At 63.8% G+C, this 15,057-nt stretch carries 14 protein-coding genes; 7 read left to right on the top strand and 7 right to left on the bottom strand.

Annotated features, from left to right (window positions below):
- Window positions 1–35: 35 nt before the first annotated feature.
- Window positions 36–1,148 carry a mandelate racemase/muconate lactonizing enzyme family protein gene (locus AC1DUB_RS22705; protein ID WP_477731432.1) on the bottom strand — a complete coding sequence of 371 codons (1,113 nt, stop codon included), beginning with the start codon at window positions 1,146–1,148 and terminating at the stop codon, window positions 36–38.
- A gap of 171 nt (window positions 1,149–1,319) precedes the next feature.
- Here AC1DUB_RS22705 and AC1DUB_RS22700 point away from each other — a divergent pair, with 171 nt between their 5' ends.
- The 7 genes from AC1DUB_RS22700 to AC1DUB_RS22670 all read left to right on the top strand — a co-directional run bounded on the left by AC1DUB_RS22700 (window position 1,320) and on the right by AC1DUB_RS22670 (window position 8,953).
- Window positions 1,320–2,039 carry a FadR/GntR family transcriptional regulator gene (locus AC1DUB_RS22700; protein ID WP_477718357.1) on the top strand — a complete coding sequence of 240 codons (720 nt, stop codon included), beginning with the start codon at window positions 1,320–1,322 and terminating at the stop codon, window positions 2,037–2,039.
- Window positions 2,040–2,129: 90 nt separating this feature from the next.
- Window positions 2,130–3,116: a sialic acid TRAP transporter substrate-binding protein SiaP gene (locus AC1DUB_RS22695; RefSeq protein WP_477721875.1), complete on the top strand. Its 987-nt coding sequence runs from the start codon at window positions 2,130–2,132 to the stop codon at window positions 3,114–3,116.
- Window positions 3,117–3,240: 124 nt separating this feature from the next.
- Window positions 3,241–3,816, top strand: a complete 576-nt coding sequence (locus AC1DUB_RS22690; RefSeq protein ID WP_477721874.1) for a TRAP transporter small permease — start codon at window positions 3,241–3,243, stop codon at window positions 3,814–3,816.
- Window positions 3,817–5,211 carry a TRAP transporter large permease gene (locus AC1DUB_RS22685; RefSeq protein ID WP_477721873.1) on the top strand — a complete coding sequence of 465 codons (1,395 nt, stop codon included), beginning with the start codon at window positions 3,817–3,819 and terminating at the stop codon, window positions 5,209–5,211.
- Between the two features lie 51 nt (window positions 5,212–5,262).
- Window positions 5,263–6,789, top strand: coding sequence for a UxaA family hydrolase (locus AC1DUB_RS22680; RefSeq protein ID WP_477731431.1), 1,527 nt, complete (start codon window positions 5,263–5,265; stop codon window positions 6,787–6,789).
- Window positions 6,790–6,916: 127 nt separating this feature from the next.
- The gene (locus tag AC1DUB_RS22675) at window positions 6,917–8,068 is read left to right on the top strand and encodes a dehydrogenase (protein ID WP_477731430.1); all 1,152 of its coding nucleotides are present in this window, start codon (window positions 6,917–6,919) and stop codon (window positions 8,066–8,068) included.
- A gap of 138 nt (window positions 8,069–8,206) precedes the next feature.
- Entirely contained in the window at window positions 8,207–8,953 is a 747-nt protein-coding gene (locus tag AC1DUB_RS22670; RefSeq protein ID WP_477731429.1) for an SDR family NAD(P)-dependent oxidoreductase, read from the top strand.
- Between the two features lie 237 nt (window positions 8,954–9,190).
- Here AC1DUB_RS22670 and AC1DUB_RS22665 read toward each other — a convergent pair whose 3' ends face one another.
- From AC1DUB_RS22665 to AC1DUB_RS22640, 6 genes are all read right to left on the bottom strand, one after another.
- Window positions 9,191–10,630, bottom strand: a complete 1,440-nt coding sequence (locus tag AC1DUB_RS22665) for a mannitol dehydrogenase family protein (RefSeq protein ID WP_477731428.1) — start codon at window positions 10,628–10,630, stop codon at window positions 9,191–9,193.
- A 6-nt stretch (window positions 10,631–10,636) separates the two neighbouring features.
- Window positions 10,637–11,785 carry a beta-propeller fold lactonase family protein gene (locus AC1DUB_RS22660; RefSeq protein WP_477731427.1) on the bottom strand — a complete coding sequence of 383 codons (1,149 nt, stop codon included), beginning with the start codon at window positions 11,783–11,785 and terminating at the stop codon, window positions 10,637–10,639.
- On the bottom strand, window positions 11,782–12,843 hold the full coding sequence (locus tag AC1DUB_RS22655; protein WP_477731426.1) for an Ldh family oxidoreductase: 1,062 nt from the start codon (window positions 12,841–12,843) through the stop codon (window positions 11,782–11,784). Before AC1DUB_RS22655 ends, AC1DUB_RS22660 begins: the two co-directional genes overlap by 4 nt.
- 69 nt (window positions 12,844–12,912) lie before the next feature.
- Window positions 12,913–13,644, bottom strand: a complete 732-nt coding sequence (locus AC1DUB_RS22650; RefSeq protein ID WP_477718366.1) for an amino acid ABC transporter ATP-binding protein — start codon at window positions 13,642–13,644, stop codon at window positions 12,913–12,915.
- Complete coding sequence (locus AC1DUB_RS22645) at window positions 13,625–14,284, bottom strand: amino acid ABC transporter permease (RefSeq protein WP_477731425.1); 660 nt, start codon at window positions 14,282–14,284, stop codon at window positions 13,625–13,627. Before AC1DUB_RS22645 ends, AC1DUB_RS22650 begins: the two co-directional genes overlap by 20 nt.
- Window positions 14,281–14,988, bottom strand: coding sequence for an amino acid ABC transporter permease (locus AC1DUB_RS22640; protein WP_477731424.1), 708 nt, complete (start codon window positions 14,986–14,988; stop codon window positions 14,281–14,283). The genes AC1DUB_RS22645 and AC1DUB_RS22640 overlap by 4 nt, the downstream gene beginning before the upstream one ends.
- Window positions 14,989–15,057: the final 69 nt, after the last annotated feature.

Raw genomic sequence — 15,057 nt, 5'->3', positions numbered from 1 at the left:
TGGTTGTTGACGATGGTTGTGATGATTGCGATGACTTACTTGATGGTCACGTCGGCAAGCTGCCGCTTGCCGATGACAGGCCAGTCCCATTCAATGCCCAGGCCGGGCGTGTCCGGCGGGAAGGCATAGCCGCCGTCGACGCGGATGCGGCTGGTCGTGATGTCGTCGAGCTGCGGTATGTACTCGACCCAGGCCGCGTTGGGCACGGCGGCGCACAGGCTCACATGCAGCTCCATCAGGAAGTGCGGACACACCGGCACATCAAAGCCCTCGGCCAGATGCGCCACCTTGATCCAGGGCGTGATGCCGCCGATGCGGGCCACGTCGGGCTGAACGATGCTGCAGGCGCCCTGCTCCAGGTATTCGCGGAACTGGCTGAGGTGGTACATCGACTCGCCCACCGCCACCGGAATGGCCGTGTGTTCGCGCAGATGCCGGTGGCCGGAGATGTTTTCCGCGGGCAGCGGCTCTTCCAGCCAGGCCAGGTCCAGCGCGGCAAAAGCCGCCGCCCGACGCACGGCCTCGGGGCGGTTGAAGCCCTGGTTGGCATCGGTCATGATGTTGAAGCCCGCACCGACCGCCTCGCGCACCTTGGACAGGCGCGCCACGTCCTCGCTGACATGCGGCCGGCCGACCTTGATCTTGGCGCCCTTGAAACCCTCGGCCTTGGCGGCCAGCGTCTGGTCCACCAGCTCATCCGCGCTCAGGTGCAGCCAGCCACCTTCGGTGGTGTAGACCGGCACCCGCGGCTGCGCGCCACCCAGCAGTTGCCACAAGGGCAGGTTCTGGCTGCGCGCGCGCCAGTCCCACAGCGCGGTGTCCACGCAGGCCAGCGCCAGGCTGGTGATGGCCCCGACAGCCGTGGCGTGGGTATGAAAAAACAGGTCTTTCCAGATGGCTTCAATCAACAGCGGGTTGCGGCCCAGCAGGCGCGGCGCCAGGTGGTCATGCAGCAAAGCCATCACCGACGAGCCGCCGGTGCCTATGGTGTAGGCGTAGCCGGTGCCCTCCACGCCATCGCTGCAGCGCACGGTCAGCAGCAGCGTCTCCTGCGTCACAAAGGACTGGATGGCGTCGGTGCGCACGACCTTGGGCGGCAAATTGACCTGCCGCAGGCGTATGGATTCGATCGTTACTTGCGGTTTCATGGTGCAGAAGGGTATCCAGGGTTATTCGCGGTTATTCAGGTCGGTTATTCAGGTCATGAACGGTATTACAGGGTTTAGCCGGATGCCACCGCCGGTGGATTCATGGGATTATCAATTGGTCTTACCACTTGTCCAATTCTGGCTAACCCTTAATTCGCCGCCAAAGCCCGCATGCCCATCCAAACCGTCGAACCGAAACGCCTCTATCGCCAGATTGCCGAGCAATTGCGCTCGCTGATCAGCAAGGGCGAGTTTGCGGCTGGCAAACGCCTGCCGGCTGAGCGCGACCTGGCCAAGCAACTGGGCGTGAGCCGCCCCTCCGTGCGTGAAGCCCTGATCGCGCTGGAAGTGGAAGGCTGGGTCGAAGTGCGCACCGGCTCCGGCGTTTACGTGCTGGACCGGTCGAACCAGGTTCAGCGGAAAAACGGGCCGCAGATTGCGCCGACCGAATGGGGACCGCTGGAACTCATCCGGGCGCGCCGCGTGGTGGAAGGCGAAATTGCCTCCATGGCCGCCGTCCAGGCCAAACGCAAAGACATTGACGCGATGCGCAAAGCCATAGACGCCATGAAAAACGATGCCGGGCGCGGCGTACTGCCGCTCGAAGGCGACCGGGCCTTTCATACCGCGATCGTCGAGGCCTGCGGCAACGTGGTGCTGATCGAAACCGTCCAGAGCTTCTGGGATTCGCGCCGCGGCCCGCTGTTCACGCGCCTGGGTGGCTATTTCGAGACCATGAAGTCATGGCAATCCGCCATCGACGAGCACGAAGCGATTTACGCCGCCATCTGCGCGCATGACGGCGCCGCTGCCCGCGCTGCGATGCATGCCCACATGGACAAATCCCACACCCGATTCAGCGCGAGCTGGCGCCGCGCGAAGACGAGCTGATGCCTGCGTCCAGCACTTCCCTGCTTTTACTTTTACCTTCTTCAATTTTTTAACTTTTCACGTTCACCTTTTTTCAACCGAGGAGACAACATGACAAAACGATCGACGATAAAAACCATGGCCCTGTGCGCAATATTGGCGGGGACCATGGGGTCATTTGGCATCGCCCATGCGCAAACCAAGCTGAAGTGGGCCCACGTGTATGAAACGTCGGAGCCCTATCACAAGTGGTCGGTCTGGGCGGCAGACGAGATCAAGAAGCGCACCGCCGGCCGCTACGAGATCCAGGTGTTCCCGGCTTCCACGCTGGGCAAGGAAAGCGACATCAACCAGGGCTTGCAGCTGGGCACCGTCGACATCATCATCTCGGGCGCCTCCTTCGCTGCCCGCAGCTTTCCGCGCATCGGCGTGGGCTACTACCCCTACACCTTCCGCGACCCTGAGCACCTGCTCAAATACTCCAAGAGCGATGTCTTCAAGGAACTGGCCGACGGCTATAAGCAGAAAACGGGCGTGCAGACCGTCGCCGTCACCTACTACGGCGCACGCCACTCCACCAGCAACAAGCTCTTCAAGACCTGCGATGAAATGAAGGGCCTGAAGATGCGGGTGCCGGACGTGCCCGCCTACATGGCCTTGCCGCGCGCCTGCGGCGCCAACCCGACGCCGATCGCTTTTGCCGAGGTCTACCTGGCCCTGCAGAACGGCACCGTCGATGCGCAGGAAAATCCGCTGCCCACCATCGAAGCCAAGAAGTTTTTCGAGGTCCAGAAGAACATCATCCTGACCGGCCACATCCTGGACTCACTGGTGACGCAGGTCGGCCCCCACGTCTGGACCAAGCTCAGCGATGCGGACAAGAAAATCTTCACCGACGTGATGCAGGAGGCCGCAGCCAGCGCCACGGCTGACATCAAGAAACGTGAAGGCGAGCTGGTCGACGAGTTCAAGAAAAAAGGCCTCAATGTCGTCACGGTCAACAAGGACGAGTTCCGCGACCGCATCGTGAAAGCCGTGGACATGAGCTCCATGGGCTATGACAAGAAGGATTGGGACCGCATCCAGGCCCTCAAGTAGGCACTGCGTGTTGCCCCGCCGAACCTGGGCGGGGCTTAACGCTGCAGATCGCCATCCCCATGCCATTCGATCCCCTCCCCGTCGCGGGGAGGGGCTTCCCCACCAACCCCTGCGCCCTACCATCATGATCACCATTCCTGACATCGACGCCCTGCCCAAGGTCATGGGCGACGACGGCGAGTTCCATGCCACCGACGAAGCGGTTGACCTGTCGGACACACCCGCCGAAGCCTGGGCGGCACTGCTGTTTTTCTGGGCACTGGGGCTGACGGTTTTCTACCAATTCTTCACACGCTATGTGATGAACGACTCCGCCGCCTGGACCGAAGAGATCGCGCGCTACCTGCTGATCGCCACCGTGTTCGTGGGCGCCGCCATTGGCGTGGCCAAGAACAACCACATCCAGGTCGACTTTTTCTACCGCTTCATGCCACCCTGGCTGGGGCGGGCCATGGCCCTGCTCACCGATGTGCTGCGCATCGCCTTCCTGGCGGCTGCGGTTGTATTGACCTGGCAAATGATGATGAAGATGGGCAATTACAAAATGACCATCGTCGACTTGCCCATGAACCTGGTGTATGGCATCTGCCTGATCGGCTTTGCGGCCATGTGCGTGCGCTCGCTCTGGGTCATGCGTGTGCACGTGAAGCGCGGCTACAGCGTGCTGGAACGCCCTGAATCCACCATGGAGGACCGTTAAATGTTGAAGGTTGTTTTCCTGTTCCTGATGAGCGGCGGCCTTCCGGTGGCCATGGCCATGGCCGGCGCCTCGCTCCTCTACATCCTGTTCACCCAGAGCTCCCCGCCCTTCGTGGTGATTCACCGCATGGTCAGCGGCATCGACAGCTTTCCGCTGTTGGCCGTGCCCTTCTTCATCCTGGCCGGCAACCTGATGAACAACGCCGGCATCACCAACCGCATCTACAACTACGCGCTGGCGCTGGTGGGCTGGATGAAGGGCGGGCTGGGCCATGTCAATGTCGTGGGTTCGGTGGTGTTTGCCGGCATGAGCGGCACCGCCATCGCCGACGCGGCCGGACTCGGCACGATCGAGATCAAGGCCATGAAGGACCACGGCTACAGCACCGAATTTGCCGTGGGCGTGACGGCGGCTTCCGCCACGCTGGGGCCCATCATTCCGCCCAGCCTGCCCTTTGTGATCTACGGCATGATGGCCAACGTCAGCGTCGGCGCATTGTTTCTGGCGGGCATACTGCCGGGCGTCATGATGGCCATCCTGATGATGCTGACGGTGGCTTACTTCGCCCACAAGAACGGCTGGGGCGCCGACGTCAAGTTCGAGTGGAGCCGCCTGAGCAAGGCGCTGATCGAGACCGCCGTGGTCATCGGCTGGCCCCTGCTGCTGTGGCTGCTGATCGGCAAGCTGGACTTTCCGCCGCAAGTTACCGTGGCCGCCGCGCTGGTGGCGCTGTTCGCGGCCGACAAGGCGTTCAAGTTCCAGGCCGTGCTGCCCATCATGACGCCGGTGCTGCTGATCGGCGGCATGACCACCGGCATCTTCACGCCCACCGAAGGCGCCATTGCTGCCTGCGTCTGGTCGCTGATTCTCGGCTTTGCCTGGTACGGCACGCTGACCTTCAAGAGTTTCGTGAAGGTGTGCCTCGATACCGTGGAGACGACGTCCACCGTGCTGTTCATCGTGGCCGCGGCGTCCATCTTCGGCTGGATGCTCACAGCCACCGGCGTGACCACCGACATCGCCAGCTGGGTGCTGGCTTTCACCAAGGAGGCCTGGGTTTTCCTGCTGCTGGCCAATGTACTGATGCTGTTTGTGGGCTGCTTCCTGGAGCCTACGGCGGCCATCACGATTCTGGTGCCCATCCTGGTGCCCATCGCCGTGCAGCTGGGCATTGACCCCATCCATTTCGGACTGGTGATGGTGCTCAACCTGATGATTGGCCTGCTGCACCCGCCCATGGGCATGGTGCTGTTTGTGCTGGCGCGCGTGGCCAAGCTCTCGGTCGAGCGCACCACCATCGCCATCCTGCCCTGGCTGTTTCCGCTGCTGGGCAGTCTGATCATCATCACCTACTTCCCCAAGCTGGTGCTGTGGCTGCCGAAGATGTTTTATTGAAATGTCTTGTTGATGTATTTTGTTGAAATGTTTGACTGAAGAGAAATTTCCATGACCCCATTCATTCGCCTTCACCCTGCCGATGACGTCCTGATCGCCCGCCAGCAACTGCTGAGCGGCACCAGCGTCGAAGGTGTCCCGGTCAAGGGCCTGATCCCGGCCGGCCACAAGATTGCCACCCACGCCATCGCGCCGGGCGAGCCCGTGCGGCGTTACAACCAGATCATCGGCTTTGCCAGCAAACCGATTGCCGCCGGTGAGCATGTGCACACGCACAACCTCGACATGGGCCCGGACAAGGGCGACTTCGAGCGCGACTACGCCTTTGGCGCCGATGTCAAACCCGAGCCGCCGCGGCGGGAAGCCACCTTCATGGGCATCAAGCGGGCCGACGGCCGCGTCGCGACACGCAACTACATCGGCGTGCTGACCAGCGTGAACTGCTCGGCCACGGCGGCCCGCGCCATAGCCGACCATTTTTCGCGGCGCACCAACCCGGCGGCACTGGCCGATTTTCCGAATGTCGATGGCGTAGTGGCGCTGACCCACGGCACCGGCTGTGGCATGGACACCGAGGGCATGGGCATGCAGATGCTGCAGCGCACGCTGGCCGGTTACGCCACGCACGCCAACTTCGCCGCCGTGCTGGTGGTGGGGCTGGGCTGCGAAGCCAACCAGATCAATGCCTGGCTGGCCCACAGCAGCCTGCGGGAAGGCGAAACCTTCAAGGTGTTCAACATCCAGGACACGGGCGGCACGACCAAGACCGTGGCCAAAGGCGTGGCACTGATCAACGAGATGCTGCCCGCGGTCAACAACGTGAAACGCGAGCCCTGCAGCGCCGCGCACATCACCATCGGCCTGCAGTGCGGCGGCTCGGACGGCTACTCCGGCATCAGCGCCAACCCGGCGCTGGGCGCGGCGGTGGACCTGCTGGTGGCACACGGCGGCACCGCCATCCTGAGCGAGACACCCGAAATTTACGGCGCGGAACACCTGCTGACGCGCCGGGCGGTGAAACCCGAGGTGGCAGAGAAGCTGATCCAGCGCATCAAGTGGTGGGAGCACTATACCGAAATCAACGAAGGCGAGATGAACAACAACCCCTCGCCGGGCAACAAGGCCGGCGGGCTGACCACCATCCTGGAAAAATCGCTGGGCGCCGTCGCCAAGGGCGGCACCAGCAACCTGCAGGCGGTCTACGAATACGCCGAGCCGGTGCAGGCCCACGGCTTTGTCTACATGGACACGCCCGGCTACGACCCGGTCAGCGCAACCGGCCAGGTGGCCGGCGGCGCCAACCTGATCTGCTTCACGACCGGCCGCGGCTCGGCCTATGGATGCGCGCCCTCGCCCTCGCTCAAGCTGTCGACCAACTCGGCGCTGTGGCGCAAGCAGGAAGACGACATGGACATCAACTGCGGCGAAATCATCGACGGCAGCAGCACGGTGGCCGAGATGGGGCAACGCATTTTCGAACTGGTGCTGGCCACCGCCTCGGGCGCACCCAGCAAAAGCGAAAAACACGGCTACGGGCAAAACGAGTTTGTGCCCTGGCAAGTCGGCGCGGTGATGTAGTCCTTTTCTTCACTCCCCCTCCCGCTGGGAGAGGGCGGGGGTGAGGGCCCTGCGCGCCGAGAGGCCCTCACCCTGACCCTCTCCCAGGGGGAGAGGGAATAAAACCCACAACACCTTCGACACCCTCATGAGCCACACCATCTCCGCCCCCCAGTTACGAGTCCAGGTAGCGACTGTTTTAAGAGCCGCCGGCAGTTCGCCCGAAGAGGCGGCCACTGTTGCCGCCAACCTGGTGCTGGCCAACCTGAGCGGCCATGACTCGCACGGCGTGGGCATGCTGCCGCGTTACGTGGACGCGGTGCTGGAAGGCGGCCTGAAACCCAACAGCAGCGTGCGGGTAGTCCTCGACACCGGCTCGCTGCTCACGCTGGACGGCCAGCGCGGTTACGGCCAGGTCGTCGGCGAGCAGGCGATGGCGCTGGGCATAGACCGCGCCAAGACCCACGGCAGCTGCATCATGACGCTGGGCAATGCCCACCACCTCGGGCGCATCGGGCACTTCGCCGAAATGGCGGTGGATCAAGGCCTGGTGTCCCTGCATTTTGTCAACGTGCTGTCGCGACCGGTGGTGGCGCCGTTTGGCGGAGGCGATGGCCGCTTTGGCACCAACCCCTGCTGCATCGGCATTCCACTGAAGGGGCGTGGCGCGAGCGAGCGCCGCGAAGGGCCGCCCCAAGCAAGCTCAGCCCCCTCGGGGGGCAGCGAAGTACACGAAGTGACGAGCGTGGGGGCTCATTTCATTCTCGACTTTGCCACCAGCCGCGTGGCGCAGGGCAAGATGCGTGTGGCGCACAACAAGGGGATTCAGGTTGAGCCCGGCACACTCATCGACGAACACGGCAACCCGACCACCGACCCGGGCGTGGTGGTGGTGCCCCAGAGCAATGGGCTGTTTGGCGCGCTGCTGGCCTTTGGCGAGCACAAGGGATACGGCATGGCCGTGGCCTGCGAACTGCTGGGCGGCGCGCTGACAGGCGGCGGCACCTGGCACAAAGCCACCGACCCGGCCGTGCGCGCCGTCGTCAATGGCATGCTGACGATTTTGATCGACCCAGCCAAGCTGGGCACCCAGGCCGCTTTCGAGCAGGAAGCGGTGGCCTTTGTGGACTGGCTCCAGGCCGGGCCGGTCGGATCCGGCTTTGACGCCGTGCAGATTGCCGGCGACCCGGAGCGTGCCACCCGCGCGCAGCGGGAAGTCGAAGGCATCACGGTGGATGACCAGACCTGGCAAGAGATGGTTGCCGCCGGCCGCAAGGTCGGTGCGACCTTGCAGGACTGATTTCCACAGCCCTACCATTCAGCTATTACATTCCGCTACCAAATTGATAGCTATTTGAACGGATAGATCAATGGCCAGGTATTCAAAACACTCTCAAACACTTTTTAATCAAATACTTTTCAAATGTCTTTCAACACCATGACTCCCCCCATTCAGGACCAGGTCGCCCTCGTCACCGGCGCCAACGCCGGCATGGGCCTGGCGACCGTCCGCGCCCTGCTCGACGCAGGCTACCGTGTAGCCGCCACCGACTTGCGGACCGACCAGGTCGCCAGCTTGCTGGCATCGCACGGCGACCGGTTGGCCTGCTTCACCATGGACGTGAGCGATCAGGCCCAGGTGCATGCGGCCTGCGACCAGATCGAGGCGCGCTTTGGCCGCATCGACGTGTGCGTGAACAATGCCGGTTTTCTGCAGTACGCCAATTGCGAACAAACCACCCCCGAACTCTGGCGCAAGACGCTGAGCATCAACCTCGATGGCGTGTTTTACGTGAGCCAGCGCGTGGCGCCGGGCATGAAGGCACGCGGCTTTGGCCGCATCGTCAACGTGTCGTCATACGGCGCCAAAACCGGCGGCCTGTCGCCGCTGCCGGCCTATGCGGCCAGCAAGGGCGGYGTGATCTCGCTGACCTTCAGCTTTGCACGCGAATACGCCCCGTTTGGCGTGACCTGCAACGCCCTGGCCCCGACCTTCGTCAAGACCCAGATGCTGACCGAGCAGGTCAGCGCCGAGCGACAAGCCGAGCTGCGCCAGAAAATCCCGGTGGGCCGCTTTTGCGAGCTCGAGGAATTTGCCCACAGTGTGCTGTTTCTGGCGCACCCGCTGAGCGGTTTCATCACCGGCGAGGTGCTGGACCTCAACGGCGGCCTGCAGTTCGATTGAGTGAACCCGCGGCTGTTCGCGCCTTGCTGCGGTGCGAACAGGTCGCAGCGGTGCGGCGCAACCAGTGCGCACCGTCTTATTGCTTTATCGCCTTATTGATGTAAATCATGGCACCACACCGTTCAGGCTGAGCCTGGCCTGTCCTGGGTTTGTCGAAGTGACGAAGCCCTGCGACAGGCTCAGGACGAACGGTAGCCGAATGCCCGTCTGATAATTGAGAGAAGTCCCGGCAAGGGCTCAAGCTGACGGCTGCAGCTGCGCCAGCGCAGCAGCGACACCCTGGCGCCGAATGACCTGCAACCAGTGCTCCACGCGCGCGGTCCAGCGTGCATCGTGCGGCAACACCTCGCCCCATATCGAGCTCACGGCGAGCAGCGCACGCACCGTGCCAGGCACATCGTCCCGGCGCCGCTGCGCGGTAGCCTGCAAGGCCGGCCCCAGCGGGTCCGAGATGGCATAGGCTTGGCCCTGTTCATCCGCGCCCAGCAGGTAGCGCATCCACACGGCCGTCGCCAGCGCCAGCGGCTCAACACTCGTGCCAGCGGCCAGGCGGGCCTGCACCGTCGCCGTCCAGCGCAGCGGGATTTTCAGCGAACTGTCGGTGGCGATCTGGTGTACCTTGTGCCGGAGTTCGGGATTGGCAAAGCGCGCCAGCAAGGCGTCGCGGTAGGCCGGCAGCCCGGGACGCTGCAGCTGCGGCATCATCACGTCGGTCATGAGGCCGTCAACAAAGCGGCGGATGGCCGGCCGGGCAATGCAGTCGGCCACTGTGGGCAAGCCCAGCACCGCACCGATCAACGCGATGGCCGTGTGACTGCCATTGAGCATGCGCAGCTTGGCCTCCTCAAAGGGCTTGACGTCTTCCACCACCTGGACACCGGCAGCCGCCAGCGCGTCGCCATCCGCGTCGTCGACAAAGCGGCGCTCGATCACCCACTCCCAGAATTCTTCGGTGCCCAGGGCGCAGGCATCCGCCAGTCCCAGCGCCTGTGCCGCATCGCTGCGATGCTGTGCGGTGGCGGCCGGCACAATGCGGTCGACCATGCTGTTGGGAAAGGCGCAGGCGGTGTCAATCCACTGCGCCAGCGCAGCATCGTGCTGCGCCGCATCCACACACAGTTGCTGCAGCTTGCGGCCGTTGTCAGAGAGGTTGTCGCAGGAAGCGATCGTCAGCCCGCCCAAACCCGCCGCATGACGCGCCGCCAGCCCCTGCATCAGCAAGGCCGCCAGCGCCGGGCCATAGCCTTTTTCGGTCACCGTCAGCGTGACCCAGCGCGTGCCGGGTGCGGCGATGGCCGCCACCACCTGCTCAGGCTCACGCGCCGCCACACAGGTCTGCAGCACAGCGCCAACCACTTGCCAGCGCAGCGCCTCGCGGCTGGCCAGCTGCACCGCATACAGCCCGTCTTGCGCGGTCAGTGCATCGGCCAGTTCGGTCGTGCGCATGGCCACGCCCAGCACGCCCCAGCGCGGGTCGCCGCGCTGCAACAGGGCATCAAACACCATGGCCTGGTGGGCGCGGTGAAAAGCGCCCAGCCCCAGATGCACCACGCCCACACGGGCATCGGTGCGGCGGTAGCGCGGCAGCTGCACGGACGACGGCATGGTCAGCGCAGCGCTCGTCCGTTGTGTTGGTTGCACCAGTTGCGTCAGTGTGGCTTGGGTCAATGGCTGCATAGGTGATCAGGCGGATGGAAAATCGACGGTGCGGATGGCGGCAAAGCTGCCGAATGAAATGGGCAGCCGCTCGCCAGTGTCGGTGAAACCCTGGCTGCTGACGCGAAACACCTGCAGCTCACGCTCCACGGTGTTTTGCACCAGCAGGGCAGTGCTGTCGTGCGAAAACGCTGCGCCCTGCGCCCAGCGGCCAATCGGGTGCTCGGCATGGCGGACCAGCTGCAGGCCGCTGACACGGAACACCACCAGGGTGCCGTTCGGGTTGAAAAAAGGCGAGTCCTCCGCACGGGTGGAGCCGTTGTGGCACACCGCCACCACCCAGGCGCCATCGGGCGAGACCAGCACCGCTTCCGGCGTCGCGGCAACACCCAGCGTGTCCACCACGCGGTAGGGCTTGCGCGTGAGATCGATCACGCTGATCGAGTCCGCATCGCCGCTGACCCGCCCTACGTTCGCCGTCACCGCGAACTGACCGTTGGGCGCCACCGACAGGCCATAGGGCTTGATGCCGGCGCTGATGTCGCGCCCGGCCGCCCGCACCTGGCCATCGGCCACGTCAAAGACCGACACGAAGTGGTCGCCGTCGCGCGACACCAGCAGGGTGGCGCCATCGGGCGTGAAAGCCGTCGAAGCAGGCTGGCACTGGCGGTCGCCGACCGGCACGGTGGCGGTTTTGGCCAGGGTTTGGCCCTCGACACGGAACACGGACAACGTGCCGTCATTGCGGTTGGCCACCACGGCCATGCGCCCGTCGGGTGAAAACGACACCCCCGTGGGGCCCAGCCCGGCTTCCAGGGTTTGCGTGATGCGTGCGGGCCCGGACGCGATGTCGATGACGGTCACGCGCGTGTCGGGTACCGTACGCGCGGGGTTGGCCGGATCGGTCTTTTGCGCGGCCGTGACAAGGGCCAGCGTCTGGTCCGGGCTGACGGCCACGCTTTGCGGCGGGCCGGCCAGGCTGGTGGGCATGGCCAGATAGCCCACTTCCCGGGGTGGGAAGACGGACAGGTCGTACAGCATGGCGCCGTCGCGCTCACCGTGGTTGATGACTTTGATGGCGCCCTTGTCCAGCACCAGCTTGCCATCGACGGCCGAGAGGGCGATCTGCCTTTTTCCGGCGCTAGTGGCTCCGGCACTGGTGGCTGCCATGCTCATGCATTGCCCAAAGGTACAACGCCCAATTGGGCCGCACAGGCCGCGAGCTTGTCCAGCGTGGCCTCACTCAGGGCAATGCCCTGTCGCTGCGCGCGCGCGATGTTGCCGCTGGCCTGGTCGCCCGGCAAACGCACCAGGCCATCGGCCTGAACCGGTGTGCTGGCGCGGCAGGCGTCGCCAATGAAATCCATTTGCGTGAGGAAGTTGTCGCGGCCGGCAAAGGCTTCCGGGTCCATGACCTGCAGAAACACATTGGCGCCCCAGCGGTTGGGGGCATCGATTCGGCCGTGGCCGGCCAGCCCCTGAGTCAGGGCCTCGACCATCAGGGCCAGGCCAAAACCCTTGTGGCCGTATTCCGCGCCGCCGAGCAGCAGCAGGGAGCCGCGCGGCGTGGTCTGCTCCAGCACACGCGGGTCGGTGGTCGGCTGGCCGGCGTTGTCCATCAACCAGGGGTGTTCGAACTGCACACCGGCGGCGGCCTTGGTGCGGGCCATGGAGACGGTGGTGATGGAGGCGCAGATGTCCACCAGCACCGGGGCCTTCCTGCCGGGGTAGCCGATGGCAAACGGGTTGGGCGTCAACACCGGATCACGTCCGCCGAAAGGTGCGACAAACTTGCCACCCGGATCGGACGTGGCAAGGATGGCCACCAGGCCCCGGTCGGTGGCCTGTTTGACCAGCGCGGCCAGGCAGGCGATATGGTGGCTGCGGCGCATGGCGAAGGTCACGACGCCGTGCCGGGCGACGCGCTCGAACGCCAGGCTCAAGGCCTTGTCGACCAGCCACAGACCGGGCAGGTAGTGGCCGTCCCACACCACGGTGGCTCCCGTGTCCCGCACCACTTCGGGCTCACCGTCAGTGCCCATCAGCTGGTTCTTCAACTGGTCGATGTAGAGCGGGCACAGCGCCACGCCGTGGGTGTGGCGCTGCATCATGTCGGTCAGCACCAGCAAACGGGCCACGGTGTCTGCCTTGACGGCGGGCAGGCCGGCGGCCGTGAGCAACTGGCTGGCAAATCGGGTCAGGTCGGCGGGAGTGTGGCGTTGGGCTGTGGTCATGGGTTTGAATCGCAAATTTGGATGGGGTCAGTGAATGGAACGAGGCGTTGCAATGAAGGATAAGGACGGCTATTTCAGGCTGCCGCCAATGAATTGCCGCAGCTCGGGCGTTTGGGGAGATGCAAAGAGTTGCTCTGACGGGCCGGCCTCCCAGACCTTGCCCTGGTGCATGAAGACGGTGATGTCGGCCACGCTCTTGGCAAAACCCATCTCGTGCGTCACCAGCAGCATGGTCATGCCGTTTTTGGCCAGGTTTTCCATCACGATCAGCACCTCGCCCGTCAACTCGGGGTCCAGCGCGGAAGTCACTTCATCGAACAGCATGACCTTGGGCTGCATGGCCAGCGAGCGCGCAATCGCCACGCGTTGCTGCTGCCCGCCGGACAGCTTCTCCGGGTAGGCGCCGAATTTCTCCGAGAGCCCCACCTGCGCCAGCGTCGCCTCGGCAATGCGCCGGGTTTCTTCCCGCGAGATGCCTTTGGTGATGCGCGGCGCCAGCATGATGTTTTCACCCACGGTCAAATGGGGGAACAGGTTGTAGCTTTGAAAAACAATGCCCACGTCCTTGCGCAGTTCCCGCAAATGCCGGCCGCTGTTGTCGAGCTTGTGGCCGGCAATGTCGATGTTGCCGGCGTAAATCGTTTCCAGCCCGTTGAGACAGCGCAGCAAGGTGCTTTTGCCCGAACCGCTGCGCCCGATGATGGCCACCACCTGGCCCGCCTGGACATCAAGCGAAACACCCTTGAGCACCTCGACTGCGCCAAAACGCTTGACGACATTTTCAATTTTGACGATCGGCATGTACTTTCCTCTCTAACATTTTGCTCAGGTGGGACAAGGGAAAACACAGCGAGAAATACAGCAGCGCCACGATCCCGTAAACCATGAAGGGAGAGTGCAGGCTGGTCTCGATATGCTCGCCGGCGCGCATCAGGTCGATGTAGCCCACGACGGACACGATCGAGGTGTTCTTGATCAGCTGGACCAGAAACCCGACCGTGGGCGGCAGCGAAATACGCACCGACTGCGGCAGGATGATGAAGCGAAACTGTTGGGCCCGCGTCATGGCCAGCGAGGAGGAGGCCTCCCATTGCTGGTAGGGCACCGACTCCATCGCGCCACGCCAGATGTCGGCCAGATAGGCCCCGGCGTACAGGCCCAGGGCGATGGTGGCAATGACCAGCGCCGGCGGATCGAAACCCATATAGGCCAGCCCAAAATACGCCAGGAACAACACCAGCAGAACCGGCAGGCCCTGCAGCACCTGAATGTAGAGAACCGCGACATTGCGCAGCAGATTGTTGTGAGACACCCGCGCAATGGCAAAAAAAGCACCGATCACACTGCCGAGCAGGAGCGACGAAGCGGTCAGTGCCAGCGTCCAGCCCAGCGACCGGATCAAAAACATGAATTCGGGAAACCCGAAGCTTTCGATCATCATCCCAAACCTTTCGAAATCGCATTGGCTTTGGCGTCCTGCTGCGCCGGGAACAGCGCCCGCCCCAGCACGGCCAAACCCCACTTCATCAGCAGCGCGACGCCGAGGTAAATCGGTGCGGGGATGAGGTAGGCCTCAAAACCGCGTGAGGTGTTGGACTCCACAAACTTGGTGGCGGCCATCAGGTCGGTCACCGGAATGAACGAGCACACGCTGGTGGCCAGCATGGTCAGCACGAACTGGCTGCTGAGCGCCGGCCAGACCCTGGCCAGCGCCGGCATGATGACCACATGGCGGTACAGCTGGACGCGGGTCATGGACAGGGACAACCCGGCCTCCAGCTGGGACCGGTGAATGGAGTCGATGCCGGCCCGGATGATTTCCGTGGAATAGGCGCTTAAGTTAAGCATCAGCGCCAGCAAGGCCCCCATCAGCGGGGGGATCGGAAATCCCATCGACCCCAGCCCGAAGTAGACATAAAAAAGCTGGACGATAAAAGGCGTGTTGCGCAGAAACTCGACATAGACCGTGACGAGTTTGGGAATCGGCTGGGGTGCAATCTTGCGCGCCAGCGCCAGTGCCACCGCCAGCGCAAATCCCAGCGGAATGACGCACACCACCAGTCCCAGCGTACCCAGCGCACCTTCGGCGTAGAGCTGCCAGCTGGCAAAAATCGATTGAAAATGAAGCTCGGCTTTCACAGGCATCTTTCAGCGGGTTGAACGGCAAGTCACGCACATTGGCGCCGCTTCGGGCGGCGCCAATGCCTTATCCCG

The organism is Polaromonas sp. P4_F9, from assembly GCF_056401235.1.
The sequence above is the reverse complement of the archived record's forward strand: the minus strand, read 5'-3'. Positions and strand labels throughout refer to the sequence as shown.

What these genes read in the sequence shown, in the direction of transcription:
- AC1DUB_RS22685 (WP_477721873.1), top strand. Translation starts at nt 3,817, where the DNA reads ATGTTGAAGGTTGTTTTCCTGTTCCTGATGAGCGGCGGCCTTCCGGTG.
- AC1DUB_RS22700 (WP_477718357.1), top strand. Translation starts at nt 1,320, where the DNA reads ATGCCCATCCAAACCGTCGAACCGAAACGCCTCTATCGCCAGATTGCC.
- AC1DUB_RS22680 (WP_477731431.1), top strand. Translation starts at nt 5,263, where the DNA reads ATGACCCCATTCATTCGCCTTCACCCTGCCGATGACGTCCTGATCGCC.
- AC1DUB_RS22640 (WP_477731424.1), bottom strand. Translation starts at nt 14,988, where the DNA reads ATGCCTGTGAAAGCCGAGCTTCATTTTCAATCGATTTTTGCCAGCTGG.
- AC1DUB_RS22695 (WP_477721875.1), top strand. Translation starts at nt 2,130, where the DNA reads ATGACAAAACGATCGACGATAAAAACCATGGCCCTGTGCGCAATATTG.
- AC1DUB_RS22645 (WP_477731425.1), bottom strand. Translation starts at nt 14,284, where the DNA reads ATGATGATCGAAAGCTTCGGGTTTCCCGAATTCATGTTTTTGATCCGG.
- AC1DUB_RS22690 (WP_477721874.1), top strand. Translation starts at nt 3,241, where the DNA reads ATGATCACCATTCCTGACATCGACGCCCTGCCCAAGGTCATGGGCGAC.
- AC1DUB_RS22675 (WP_477731430.1), top strand. Translation starts at nt 6,917, where the DNA reads ATGAGCCACACCATCTCCGCCCCCCAGTTACGAGTCCAGGTAGCGACT.
- AC1DUB_RS22665 (WP_477731428.1), bottom strand. Translation starts at nt 10,630, where the DNA reads ATGCAGCCATTGACCCAAGCCACACTGACGCAACTGGTGCAACCAACA.
- AC1DUB_RS22655 (WP_477731426.1), bottom strand. Translation starts at nt 12,843, where the DNA reads ATGACCACAGCCCAACGCCACACTCCCGCCGACCTGACCCGATTTGCC.
- AC1DUB_RS22650 (WP_477718366.1), bottom strand. Translation starts at nt 13,644, where the DNA reads ATGCCGATCGTCAAAATTGAAAATGTCGTCAAGCGTTTTGGCGCAGTC.
- AC1DUB_RS22705 (WP_477731432.1), bottom strand. Translation starts at nt 1,148, where the DNA reads ATGAAACCGCAAGTAACGATCGAATCCATACGCCTGCGGCAGGTCAAT.
- AC1DUB_RS22660 (WP_477731427.1), bottom strand. Translation starts at nt 11,785, where the DNA reads ATGAGCATGGCAGCCACCAGTGCCGGAGCCACTAGCGCCGGAAAAAGG.